At 36.0% G+C, this 12,746-nt stretch carries 15 protein-coding genes and 1 pseudogene; all 16 read right to left on the bottom strand.

What is annotated here, in order from left to right; all coding sequences use genetic code 11:
* Positions 1-10 precede the first annotated feature (10 nt).
* Positions 11-1,024, bottom strand: a complete 1,014-nt coding sequence (locus FJR05_RS21865) for a glycosyltransferase (RefSeq protein ID WP_168646052.1) — start codon at positions 1,022-1,024, stop codon at positions 11-13.
* A 148-nt stretch (positions 1,025-1,172) separates the two neighbouring features.
* On the bottom strand, positions 1,173-1,316 hold the full coding sequence (locus FJR05_RS27035; protein WP_217385649.1) for a hypothetical protein: 144 nt from the start codon (positions 1,314-1,316) through the stop codon (positions 1,173-1,175).
* 35 nt (positions 1,317-1,351) lie between these two features.
* Positions 1,352-2,110 (bottom strand): dTDP-4-amino-4,6-dideoxyglucose formyltransferase, encoded by a 759-nt coding sequence (locus FJR05_RS21860; RefSeq protein ID WP_168646051.1) that lies wholly within the window; start codon positions 2,108-2,110, stop codon positions 1,352-1,354.
* A gap of 36 nt (positions 2,111-2,146) precedes the next feature.
* Positions 2,147-3,340 (bottom strand): DegT/DnrJ/EryC1/StrS aminotransferase family protein, encoded by a 1,194-nt coding sequence (locus FJR05_RS21855; RefSeq protein ID WP_168646050.1) that lies wholly within the window; start codon positions 3,338-3,340, stop codon positions 2,147-2,149.
* 102 nt (positions 3,341-3,442) lie between these two features.
* A complete protein-coding gene (locus tag FJR05_RS21850; RefSeq protein WP_168646049.1) occupies positions 3,443-4,687 on the bottom strand; it encodes a polysaccharide ABC transporter ATP-binding protein in 1,245 nt (414 codons plus the stop codon).
* 27 nt (positions 4,688-4,714) lie between these two features.
* The gene (locus tag FJR05_RS21845) at positions 4,715-5,578 is read right to left on the bottom strand and encodes an ABC transporter permease (RefSeq protein ID WP_371416929.1); all 864 of its coding nucleotides are present in this window, start codon (positions 5,576-5,578) and stop codon (positions 4,715-4,717) included.
* Between the two features lie 200 nt (positions 5,579-5,778).
* Positions 5,779-6,005 (bottom strand): annotated as a pseudogene (locus tag FJR05_RS21840) (ABC transporter ATP-binding protein); the annotation flags it as partial.
* Positions 6,006-6,167: 162 nt separating this feature from the next.
* Positions 6,168-6,779 carry a retropepsin-like aspartic protease gene (locus FJR05_RS21835; RefSeq protein WP_168646048.1) on the bottom strand — a complete coding sequence of 204 codons (612 nt, stop codon included), beginning with the start codon at positions 6,777-6,779 and terminating at the stop codon, positions 6,168-6,170.
* A 142-nt stretch (positions 6,780-6,921) separates the two neighbouring features.
* The gene (locus FJR05_RS21830) at positions 6,922-7,530 is read right to left on the bottom strand and encodes a hypothetical protein (RefSeq protein WP_168646047.1); all 609 of its coding nucleotides are present in this window, start codon (positions 7,528-7,530) and stop codon (positions 6,922-6,924) included.
* A 45-nt stretch (positions 7,531-7,575) separates the two neighbouring features.
* A complete protein-coding gene (locus tag FJR05_RS21825) occupies positions 7,576-8,049 on the bottom strand; it encodes a DUF29 domain-containing protein (RefSeq protein ID WP_168646046.1) in 474 nt (157 codons plus the stop codon).
* Between the two features lie 46 nt (positions 8,050-8,095).
* Entirely contained in the window at positions 8,096-8,989 is an 894-nt protein-coding gene (locus tag FJR05_RS21820; protein ID WP_168646045.1) for a Uma2 family endonuclease, read from the bottom strand.
* 137 nt (positions 8,990-9,126) lie between these two features.
* Complete coding sequence (locus FJR05_RS21815) at positions 9,127-9,963, bottom strand: ABC transporter permease (RefSeq protein ID WP_168646044.1); 837 nt, start codon at positions 9,961-9,963, stop codon at positions 9,127-9,129.
* A 97-nt stretch (positions 9,964-10,060) separates the two neighbouring features.
* Entirely contained in the window at positions 10,061-10,513 is a 453-nt protein-coding gene (locus FJR05_RS21810; RefSeq protein WP_168646043.1) for a DUF29 domain-containing protein, read from the bottom strand.
* A gap of 102 nt (positions 10,514-10,615) precedes the next feature.
* Positions 10,616-11,572: a GDP-mannose 4,6-dehydratase gene (locus FJR05_RS21805; RefSeq protein ID WP_168646042.1), complete on the bottom strand. Its 957-nt coding sequence runs from the start codon at positions 11,570-11,572 to the stop codon at positions 10,616-10,618.
* 1 nt (position 11,573) lies between these two features.
* On the bottom strand, positions 11,574-11,999 hold the full coding sequence (locus tag FJR05_RS21800; protein WP_168646041.1) for a hypothetical protein: 426 nt from the start codon (positions 11,997-11,999) through the stop codon (positions 11,574-11,576).
* Between the two features lie 199 nt (positions 12,000-12,198).
* A partial coding sequence (locus FJR05_RS21795; protein WP_168646040.1) for a glycosyltransferase family 4 protein occupies positions 12,199-12,746 on the bottom strand: 548 nt, incomplete at its 5' end.

The raw sequence follows: 12,746 nt of genomic DNA, 5'->3' as shown, positions 1-12,746 counted from the left end.
GCAATCTGTTTTAGGTGGATGTTTCTTTTTGAGTGAATAGTTTAAATATGCGCTTCTTAATCCTGCTTGCAAGCATCCTTGTTAACCACCTAATAGATTCAATCTTATCTTCTAAGTTTTTTGTTTTCTCCTCTGAATTAATCAAATTTCCTATGAGTCTCAATCTATATTCATGAGGATAAAAAGTTGCAATTGTATTTTTTAAATCTGTTGTTGACAACAATTGATCGTAGATATAAATAGTGAAACGAATATGTGTATCTATTAATTGTTGTCTCACTTCCACTTCTTGTATTTGTAAGTCTTTATAAATTGCTTCTATTGCTTCTAGGGTTTTGGCAATCCGATAAGTACTACTTTGGCTGGAGAAGGTAGAATTGCTGTGAACTCTATAGACAGCCATAGCTTCATCTATATAGAAAATATTACCATATTGGGCATTCATCATATGTATGTAATAATCTCCTAAAGGAGATGCGTGAAAATTCGCCCCTAATATTTTTGCTGTGTTGTTTCTAAATAGACAAGAAGGAGTATGTATATAGTTGCCTTTTGCTAAATCAAGAATAGTAGTAGATACAGAGGTAACGCTAGTTATATAATCATCTTTGAGTTGTCCCTCCTCCCAGATTTTGACTTTATGAAAGCAAATGGCAAAGTCGGGATTTGTTTCCAAAAAATCAACTTGTTTTTGCAATTTAAGAGGATCTGTCCAGTAGTCATCACCCTCACAGATGGCAATATATTTACCTTCTGCCTTCTCGAACATATCTGAAAAAAAACCAAAACCTCTAAGAGAATACTGATTTTGAGTTTGAAATATTGGCTTAATTAAATTAGGATGCTTTGCCTGATATTCTTTGATAATATTAGCAGTATTATCTGTGGAAGCATCATCGTGAATAATAATTTCTATAGGGAAGTTTGTTTTTTGCATTAAAAAGCTATCAATAGCTTCTCTAATAAAGTTTTCGTGGTTATAGGTAATACAGCAAATAGTGACAAGGGGTTTGAGTGAATACATAGATTAATTAACTTTAGATGTTTCAGATTAGACAAAAGGAACAAGAATTATAATTATTGAAATCTGTCTATATCCTAACATTTAACTTTTGAATTTATGCTTAAGTTAATAAAATCATAAATGAAGTCAAGCATAATCAAAGAATAAATTATTTTTCAGATTCTAGGAAAGCTTTTTCAATTTCGAGGATATCCTGTTTTCGATGTGCAATGTGCTTTAGTGGACAACCTGCATAAATTGTAAAAGCTTGACAGTTTTTATTAACTAAACTTTTTGTATTATTAAGAAACATTTAACTCCCCTCTTTTTAGGATAAAAAAATAACTTTTATTCAACAACTTTCAAATTAATACTAACATAAATCTTGTTGTTGTCATTGTCAACAAAATAAGCATTTTGATGTTCACCGTGGGTTAAAGCTCTCAATAAATCAATATGTTCTTGAAGACTGCCTATGGCATTCATATCTAATTTACATAGCTCCTTAAAATCAGCAATAGAATTGTAATCACCATCATTAGCTGATTTTGTGGCTGTATAACTTTGTTTTACAAGAGAAACAAGATTTTCTTTAATTAAATCTTTTTCTACGGATATAACTCGCCTATAAACATCTAATGAAGTATCACTATTTTTGATTAAGACTTCTTTTTGAGCAATTATTAGTCCATGGTCTATCTCTGAATCCATAATATGAAGTGTTGCTCCTATTGGCAGCTTATTGATTATGGAAAAAATCTGAGGATACCATCCACGATTATAAGGATTGAAACCAGGATGTAAATTAACACAAACAACTGAATCAACAAGTTGTTTAGGAAAAATCTGTTTACAATGAATTGAAATGATTAAATCATACTTATCTTTGGCTTGTTGGCAAAAATTTATGAGTTTTACATTGATTTTACTACATCCAAGCATTAGCATTTTCTCAGGGTTTTTATTGTTACTAGAATAACGATATTCTACGGTGGCAATTTCTTCTAAATTTTGATTATTCCACTCATTTTGAAAAAAAGATGTCAGTTCTGGATTGTCTGAAACAACTAGAACTCTTTTTTGAGTATTTTGTAAATCATTACTCATTAGTTAATCTCCTAAATATTGGCTGAAGTTAGCTTTTTATTTTTTGTACATCGTAATTTCAGAAAAATTATAAATACAAAACTTAATAATGCTGCACACTTTATTAATATCATCTTCAGAAATTGTTGTTCCTGTAGGTAAAATTAAAACTCTTTGAGTTAATTTTTCGGTTTCAGGTAGCAATAAGCAAGCATGGGGAAAATAGGAGCGATAGGGTTGCATCCGATGACAACCTGGATAAAAATAGCGTCTAGCGATCACATTTTCAGCATGAAGAATCTTAATTAATAAGTCTCGGCTAACTTTGCTTTGTTCCTCATCTACCTCCAAAACAATATACTGATAGTTATGTTTTTCGGCTTCATTGACAGGAAATAAAGTAATTCCCGGAATATTAGCTAAACTTTCCCGATAACAGTAATAATTACGGCGATTGACTTCTATAAACTCCTCTATGCTCTCTAGGGAAGTTAACCCCATAGCGGCGGAAACTTCAGACATTTTACCATTAGTACCTAAGTAAATGACATTATCAAAACCAGAAAAACCAAAGTTTTTCATCAACCGCAATTTTTGATTTAAGTCATCGTCATTGGTGACTATTGCACCTCCTTCAAAAGCATTGATAAACTTAGTAGCATGAAAGCTAAATACCTCAGCATTACCAAAGTTACCAATCATTTTTCCTTGATGAGAACAACCAAAAGCATGAGAAGCATCAAACATCAGCTTGAGTTGGTGCTTGTCAGCAATTTCGGTCAAAGATTCAACATCACAAGGCTGTCCCCAAACATGGACACCCATAATCCCCGATGTCCGCGGTGTAATCAAAGATTCCACCTTAGCCGGATTCAGGGTATGGGTTTTAGGGTCAACGTCACAAAAAACCGGGGTAATCTCCTGCCATTGTAAAGCATGGGCTGTGGCAATAAAGGTAAAGGAAGGAATAATCACCTCTCCTTTTAATTCTAAGGCACGAATGACCAACTCTAGGGCGATAGTACCGTTACAAACGGCGATACAGTGCTTAACTCCTAAATAATCTGCTAGTCTCTGCTCAAATTCTTGGACGAATACTCCATTGTTAGATAACCAACGGCGATCTAACATATCATTAATTCTATTGAGAAGAATATCTCGATTTCCGATATTTGGACGACCTACAAATAGTTTTTCCTTGAATTTTGGTTCTCCACCAAAATATGCAAGTTCGGAAAGTTGATTTAGCATTGGATTTGTTTTAAGAAATGATGTTAAAATTAATACGGTCTCAAATTTAGCATAAGTTATATGAAAGTGAAAAATGATTGACACAGCATGACCAATCTTATTTCAGATACCTACTGATTCCGCTACCAAATGCCTGACAACGTAGCCCCATTCCACAGTATCCGAAATCACCTGAAAAGAAGCTATTCCTTGATGTCTACACAAACTTACTCGTCTTAGAGGGTCTACCAAACCTAATATAATTGAATATTGCCCAGCATTAAACTCTATCTTGCCTAAGTTCAATTTAATCTTATGCCTTCCTGGAGAAAAGAATAAAGGATTATTACCCTCATCTAAAATCCTTGATGCCATCACTGGAACAAATCCCTGTGTATCAATTTGCATCCAAAGTTGACTCTCTAGATGGCTTTGTATTTCAACTTCAAGGATTAAGCTTGTCCCATGAGGAACTTTTACTCCATGTATGCCATTTTCACCTGTTTCTTGGCATCTTAGCCAGACTGAGACTATGGAAGCCTCACCGCTTCCTGCAATATTTTCATCTACAGGAAATAAAGATAAATATACGTCAATCGCCTCGCCAATTATTGATGACTCAATCAGGTTCTGTCCTTCTTTCATTACCATTACTCTATTACAGAAGCTAGATACATATTGCATACTATGAGAAACAAAGATTACAGCAGATTTATTCGATAAATGTCGCATTGCATTTAAACATTTAATCGTAAATCCAATATCTCCCACTGCTAATACTTCATCCAACAACAAAACATCTGGTTGAATCAGTACCGCTGCTACTGCAAACCCTAGTCTAACATTCATCCCCGAACTATAAGTTTGAACAGGTGCATCAATAAACTCTCCTATCTCCGCAAAATCAATAATTTCCTCAAACTTGGCATCAATTTCCGCCTTACTCAACCCCAAAATAGAGCCATTGACATAAATATTTTCCCTCCCTGTCAAAATCGGGTTAAACCCAGCCCCCAAAGCTATTAGTCCCCCCACCTGACCATTAATCTCAATGCGCCCTCGATCTGGCTTAATTAAGCCATTCAAAATACGCAAAAGGGTACTCTTCCCTGCTCCATTGCGGCCAATTAATCCTAAACATTCCCCGCGACGCAACTCAAAACTCACATCCTTGACTGACCAAAACTCATCAGGTCTGAGTTCATGCTTATACTTGATCCCCATCATCTCCGACCCTATATCCTGCACCCCATACCACAGGGACTTCTTCAAACTGCGGCAAAACTTTTTTGATACATTCTCAACCCTGACCAGAACTTCTCTGTTATCTGTCTGATCATGTAAATTCTGCTCTTCTGTGTTCAACATAATACATTAATTTAAAATTAAGAAATTCTAAGAACTCATTCTTTCAACAATAAATGGCATTGATAAACGATACAAAATCCAAGCCAAAAATAACAACACAAAACTCAAACCACTCACCAACCAAAATCCACTTGGGTCAGATACAACCCCAGAGGTTGCTAAATCGCGTATTGTTACTAACAGAGGAGTCACAGGATTCCAACTCACCACCACACTAAACCACCCTTGCTTAGGAACGGGAAAAATCACAGGAGTTAACAACATCCAAGGCGTAAGAATTAACGGTATCACCCGTCCCACATCCCCATACAAAGCCCCCAAAGGCGCGAGAAATAAGCCAATTGCTGTTCCTAATATTACCAAATGAATCAAGGCTACAGGTGCTAGAAACACACTCCAGGTAACGGGAATATGAAACCAGAGGAATAACCCGAAAATAAAAATTAATTTAATACCAAAATTAAAAAACACCTCGCCTAATTTAGCCAAAATAATCGCTTCCTTGGGGAAGTTAATTTTTGCCAGCATTGATTTAGCCCCACCCACAGCCGCCAAAGGACCATTCAAAGCTTCCACAAAGGTCTGCCATAGTGATACACTAAACATCACATACGCCGGATAGGGAATCTCGGTCATACCAATATTTACAGCCCCGGCATTTTTGGCAACTACTAGACCCAAAGCAGTGATAATTGGTGGTAAAAATGCCCACAACACACCAAACAAGGACTGGCGATATTGGGCGCTAATATCTCGCACTAATAACCGCCATGCTAATTCCCTAGAAGCCAGTAAATCCCTTACCATCTCCTGTAATAGTTGCTTTGGGTGACGAATCCGGCTTTCGGGAGTATAAATAACTTTATTAGACAATGTACTTGGTTTCTTCACCTGAAAATCTTCCAATTATTATATATTTTTTTAATCGCCTAATTGCTGACAATATTAAATGTCTTGTGGAAAAAGTTCCAAATTTTGGTCAGATCTTCTCTGTACTTTGGCCTCCTGATCACTAACTAAACAATAGATCATAAGAAGGTTGCATGGAGGGACTGAGATCAAAAAGACCATCAAAGCCCAACTCACTGTTCAATACTATCTCTATCACCTTGTTTAATATCAAAGGATACATCCTTATAAAGCCCAAAATTCCTCAAAAGCAGGATTTTCATTTTTAGCTTTAGAATTTATTAAACTACCATAGAGATTTAACTTTATTAGTAATGACATCACGCAGCGCTGTGTAGCGTTCCTGCTGCTGATGTCCAATAATATATTTTTTACCGAGGTTTTCAACGCGAATAACTGTATCTGACATAAGTATTAATTTATCAATTTGAAAATTATTGATTTGACGGCTTATATATCTCAAGATTAGGCTAAATTTAGCATTTAATTAGAGAAGTAGCCAAATTACCCACCCATAGTATATTACTAATTAGCTCACTTATAACACACTTATTTTATAATTCACCAGTAGTTATACCCTATATTTGAATAGGATTTTCTCCTCAGCTTGTTTAAATTCAATATCAAATAAATCAAAAACGACTTCTCTACCTAATAAAACTTCCTGGCAATCCTCATTTTGTAACCAGGCAACAGGAGCAGAAAAGGTATAATCATCAATCTGCATTTCAACTTGTCGGAGTACATATTGAACACTCCCCCCTACTCCTTCTCCATTACTCAGAACTTCTCCTTGAGAGAGGGCATATCCTAAGTCTGTACCTAAATAAAATGTAATTAGGCTAATATCCGAACCAGAATCTACAAGCATTTCCAGGATTTTAGAATTTTGAAAAGTTAGACAGACTTCGTATTTTGGCTGCCAATCATGTTTTTTGACGGTTCTAAAACGCACTGGAAAAAACTTCACTGGCTCAACAAATTCGTTCTCGTAGATCCGCTCAGTGATGTAGTCAGAAGATTTTAAGTTCTGAAGGTCAATTTGCTGTGTCATGATTCTATAATCTTGGTGATGAGCTATTACACCATCCTTAGTGTAAATAATCCATTCTCCACGATATTGTTTTAGTTTTCGGTAATTTGCTTTACGCCATTCTTTGGCACTATTGTATTTTTCGCTCATATTTAGCTATATACAAAGTCGAGAGACAATTAAAATTATATTCATTATAATCATAATCAATGGTGCAATTTTTGCTGTTCTTTAATCCATGCTTCATAAGTTTGGAGAAAGTTTCTGAATACTGAATACTTGCTTCCCAATATTACGCTAAAATACCTAATAAAATTTTACCTAAATCTAGCAAATCATCAGGAATTTTAAAAAGATTTAAATCTTGATAGATAGTTTTTTCAACTTTATCTAATTTACCAAATTGCCACAAATTCCCAATAGTCACAGCACCATAAAATATATCTTGGTCTGTGATTTCAGATAAAGCAATTAATTCCACGGCAAGTTGAGTAAAACCTTTTGTTAAATCATCTTTCTTGGCTTCAATTACTAATAAATCATGTGTAGAATGCAATAAATAGTCTAAAGTTCCTTTTAAGCGATCGCTCACTCTTAACGGATATTCAATTTTTAACTGACAGTGACAGATAGCAATAATTTCTAACAAAATGGGAGCTACTAAAGTTTCTCGTCTAGCAGTTTCACTGCTTAAACTAATCAAAGGTAAAATTTTTCTGATCTTTTCTTTAATAAGCAAAAGTTCATTTACTACAGGTTGATCTGTTTGAGGTAAAGATAATTCTGTTTTGATAAATGAATAATCAAATTCTCGTAAAATGTCATCGGTTTCATAGGGTAAATCAAAGTAAGCACTAAAGGTATAAGATTGATCTTCTTGTAATATTTTTATTTTAGGCATAATTATTTTTTGCTTATAATTTAATTATGATTGTTTTCTTAAATTCTAGCGCCCTACTATCGCTCTCTCAAAATCATCTGTGGTATTACACAAGAATTCAGGATTTAATATCTCTTCTATATTATAAGGAAAAGGTTCAGGAAATGTAGCTAATACCAAACCTGTTTCTGCTGATGCTTCTCTTCTAGCATTTCGATAAGCTTTAGGTAAAATATCAGGAATATATTGTTTTAAACTTGGTTTTTCATTGAGTAAATCTTGTAAATCATCTCTTTGGTTGGCAATAGTGGCAAACCAACTAATAGAACGTTTAGAAGATTGGTATTGCCATTTTAGCAAATGAGTTAATAAAATTATTAACCGATTTTTTAACTCATTTTTTTCACTAATACCCATAGCATCTAACTCTTCTGCCAAATTTTCCCAATCCAAAGCTGTGATATCTCGACTAGCTAAGGCTAATTTTTGTTGAGTTAACCAATCCATGAAATCTGTTTCGTAGAGAGGTGATTTAGACATAAAATTAGTAACAATTAACTTCGTACTGGACAATTTTTCAACTTTATTAATAATTAGGTAAGCTGATACCTTGTTCAAATAACAATTGTCGTAATTTAGCTACTTCTAATTCAGCAGAATCTGCCCGTTGTTTTTCCTGTTCTGCCCGTTGTTTTTCCTGTTCTGCCCGTTGTTTTTCCTGTTCTGCCCGTTGTTTTTCCTGTTCTGCCCGTTGTTTTTCCTGTTCTGCCCGTTGTTTTTCCTGTTCTGCCCGTTGTTTTTCTCGTTCTTCTGGTGTAGGCAACCAATTATTATCCTGATCATACCAACGTAACCACTGTCTAGTTAGTCCTTGATATTCTCCCTCCCATAATCCTAAACCCAATTCAGCTTCTTCTAGCCATACCCCTAATCCATTAATAGAGATAGGTTGATAACGGTTCATTACTAAACCAAAACAGTGAAACTCATCAGTATAACGGTTATAGACAAAATAATAAGGGATTCTCAGAATTTGCTCATATACTGTCCATTTATTAGGTGGTTGATTAACTTCCCGTAAATTTCTGCCTAAGTCTTCGTTTTCTGTTCCTGGAGATATTAATTCTACAACTATAAAGGGATATGTTCCTTCATACCAAGTAACATAACTTAATCTTAGTTCTGTTTGTTCATAAAAACGGGATACCCCAAAAACTGCAAACCAATCAGGGCGTTTATACCATTGTGTATGCTTGCTGTCATAGTATAAATTTAAGTCACTACCTGTAAATACATTATCTTCTGAATAAGAAGGCGGACGGAAGGTGCTACGCAGTAATTCTGGTTGTAAAAGGTGAAATTCGTCTGGCAAACCTGGCTCCTCTGGATCTTCGCTAGGTAAATCATACATCGTTGGCAGTGTTTGTTGAGGAGGTAATGGCTCATAGCTGGGTTTACTATGCACATCGCTTTGATACATTATTAATTATCTCCTGTATTTAATCGCTGTTGCCAAGATTCAACTATAGATTGATTACCACTGAACATAACCATGAAATCTTGTTTTTGGAGAGAGACTTTAGACAGAAAATAACTTTTCTATTCTAGCAAATGATCTTAAATCACATCTGCAAAAGTTCGTTCCATCTTACGGAAATACCAAATCCCACTTACTAATAGTAAAAACACTAATCCCATAGAGAGAATAAAACCTGGCAAATACAACTGAGATTCTCCACCCAAAATTGCCCACCGAAAACCGTCAATCACTCCGACCATTGGATTTAAGGAATAAATAAACCGCCACTTTTCAGGGACGATACTACTGCTAAATCCTACAGGTGAGATATACAAACCAAACTGGACAATAAATGGCACAATAAATCGAAAATCTCGATACTGGACATTTAAGGAAGCTAACCACAATCCCGCACCAATGGAAGCAGCAAAGGCAACACCAACAAACAAGGGCAAAGTTAAAATTCGCCAAGTGGGGATAAAGTTATACCAAGCCATTAAAGCCAATAAAATTATCCCAGAAATCATAAAGTCCACAAAGCTGACTACTACCGCGCTAGTGGGTACTACTAATCTAGGAAAATAGACTTTTGATAATAAATTGGCATTGGTAATTAAGCTGTTACTGCACTCTGAGAGAGAATTGGAAAAGAATTGCCAAGGTAACATGGCGGAAAATACGAGAATTGGATAGGGCGCACCTTCTGATGGTAATTTTGCTAATTGCCCAAATACAACTGTAAATACTACCATTGTTAAAAAAGGGCGAATTAGCGCCCAAACAACACCAATGGCTGTTTGTTTATATCTAACTAAAATATCTCGCCAAGCTAGGAAGTAAAATAGTTCTCTATATCGCCATAAATCTTGCCAGTATTGCTTTTCTGTCCGCCCTGCTTCAATTATTAGTTCTGGAGGAGAAGTGGTTTCTTTCATGATTCTGATCTAGCTAACCTCGCATTTGCCATCATTTCACTACATCCTGCATTTTATATTTAGGTTTCCGTTCATCACAAAGTTAGATTTATTTTAATTATGGCAACCATTCAGGGTTGAGAATTTCTGTTAAGGAATAAGGACAAGTTTCAGGGAATATTTCTGGAGATAGTTGAGATTTACGAATTGTGTTATTTCTAGCTTTGGTGTAAATTTTATCTATGATTTTTTCACAATGATTATAAAGAACTTTAGACTCTAAAAATAAATCTAATTCAGACCTAAAATTATCGATTTCTTCAATCCATCCTTTGGCACAATAGAACTTCTCTGTCTCCCAATATTGATAAAGAAGTAAGTATTTAATAAGTTGTCTCAAGTAACTTTCTACTTTACGCCTTTGTTCGTTTCCCAAGGCAGTGATTTCCTCAATTAAATGTTCCCAGTCAATATTTTCTAAATCCCGATTTTGCAGTTGGTCAAGGGTAATATCCAACCACTCAGGATAATCTTGTTCATAAATTTCGTAATTTGCTTGTATAGGTGGCATTTTACTTACTCAATTACAATTTAAATATTGATGTTTGATTTCAGTCTCAGCGAAGTTCCACCTAACTATTTTAGCAAAAGTTCCCGACTGGATCAGATTTTTTCATGACTTTAATTTCGCTTCTACCATCATTTTCACGACATCCTGCATTTTATATCTAGCTTCCCATCCTAATTGGATTTTGGCTTTGCTGGGATTACCTTTACCCACCGCTAAATCTGTAGGCCTAAATAGGCTACTATCAACTACTACATGATCACGCCAGTCTAAATTTACAGATGTAAATGTTGCTGCTACAAAATCTTCTAAGGAAGTGCTTTCTCCCGTCGCAATCACATAATCATCAGGTTGATTTTGCTGCAACATTAAGTACATGGCTTCCACATATTCCTGCGCCCAACCCCAGTCCCGCTGAATTGACATATTACCTAAATATAATTTTTCATTACTACCTTGGGCAATCCGACAGGCAGTAGCAATAATTTTTTGTGTGACAAATCTTTCTGGACGCAGGGGAGATTCATGATTAAATAAAATTCCTGAACAGGCAAATAATCCGTAAGCTTCTCGGTAGTTAGCTACTTCCCAAAAAGCAGCGGCTTTAGCTACAGCATAAGGACTTCTGGGACGGAATGGAGTTGTTTCTTCTGCTGCTACATTGCCAGTATCACCAAAGCATTCACTCGAACCTGCATTGTAAACTTTAATGGATGTGCCTAAAAAGCGAATGGCTTCTAATAAATTTAGTGTGCCTGTAGCTATGCTTTCTAGGGTTTCTACAGGTTGTCCAAAGGATAAACCAACGGAAGTTTGTCCAGCTAAGTTATAAACTTCATCTGGCTGGATTTTTGTGAGTACCTGTAAGACGCTGCGGAAGTCAGTCAAGGACATTGACTCTAGCTTTACTTGATCTTTAATGCCTAAGTGGACTAAATTGTGGAAAGGGGATATTTGGGCATCTCTGGAAGTTCCACAGACTGTGTAGCCTTGCTTGAGCAGTAATTGTGCTAAGTATGCTCCGTCTTGTCCAGATACTCCACAAATGAGGGCTTTTTTCATGTCAATTCATTACCCAGAAGTCTTTAACACTGTTACCCCCAAGCATTCGAGATTGCCTATAGGTAAATTCTCCCACAGAAGGATTGCGATGGGGATGAATGACACCTGTTGCTTGTTGCCAAAGTTCGGCTGGGGCCAGAGATATCTCATATTTAGATCCATTCTTATGTACATGATACCATTTTGTTTCTTGGCACTCTTCGCACCAAAAAGCCTCTAACCACTCACCTTGTAAAGAAACTGTAGTCTTATTGGCGACTAAAATCATCGCTTCTCGTCTACTAATACCTCGCTCTTGTAGTTGTCCGGCTTGTTCGGCAAATAGTCCATATTTTTGGCTAACACTATCTATGTAACAACCATGTATGGGACAACGTATCGCTCTCCGTTGGGAACGTTTCCGATTTCGCTCACACCTTTTCTGCACTTCGGCCTCCTGATCACTAACTAAACAATAGCATCGTAAGAAGGTTGCATGGGAGGGACTGAGATCAAAAAGACCATCAAAGCCCAACTCCTGATTCAACGTTGAGATATTAAATTTTGTTAACTTAGTTGTCTTAGATTTACTGAATTTGTTCACACTCCGACGCTGATTAGGCTGGAGTGATATTTCAAGTTATAGATTATTCTAGCACATCGATGTATTGTTTAGCGATGATTTCTGGTGTAAAGTTTGATTGCAAATATTGGCGGGAGGCATTACCCATTTTTTCTGCCAGTTGGCGATCGCTCTTTAAGTTGAGAATAAATTTAGATAAACTCTCACTATCTCCATTGTCAATGCTGACACCAAATTTACCATCAGCTATTAGCTGTCGCAAATAGGAATCTTTTGGACAAATGGCTGCTATAGGTCTTCCCGCAGCTAAAGCTGGGTAGAGTTTGCTAGGAGCAACTAGGCTTTCTAGACCAGCTTCTACACTAACTAATGACAAATCACAAGCTGTCAGGGAATACGGTAACACACTCTTGTCTTGATAGGGAAGAAAGAGAAAGTTTTTTAGTCCCAACCGGTTGACATCTTGAATAAAACTTTCCCGTTTGGGTCCACCACCAATACAAACGAACTGAATTGGTTCATTTTGTAATTTTTGAGCAGTTGCCAAAATAGTGTCCGTATCATGACATCTACCCATATTACCAGAATAAAGAACTGTAAATATGCTGTCCA

The organism is Dolichospermum sp. UHCC 0259 (genome assembly GCF_009711935.1).
Lineage (GTDB): Bacteria > Cyanobacteriota > Cyanobacteriia > Cyanobacteriales > Nostocaceae > Dolichospermum.
Note: the sequence above shows the minus strand (reverse complement) of the source record. Positions and strands in the feature narration are given on the sequence as shown.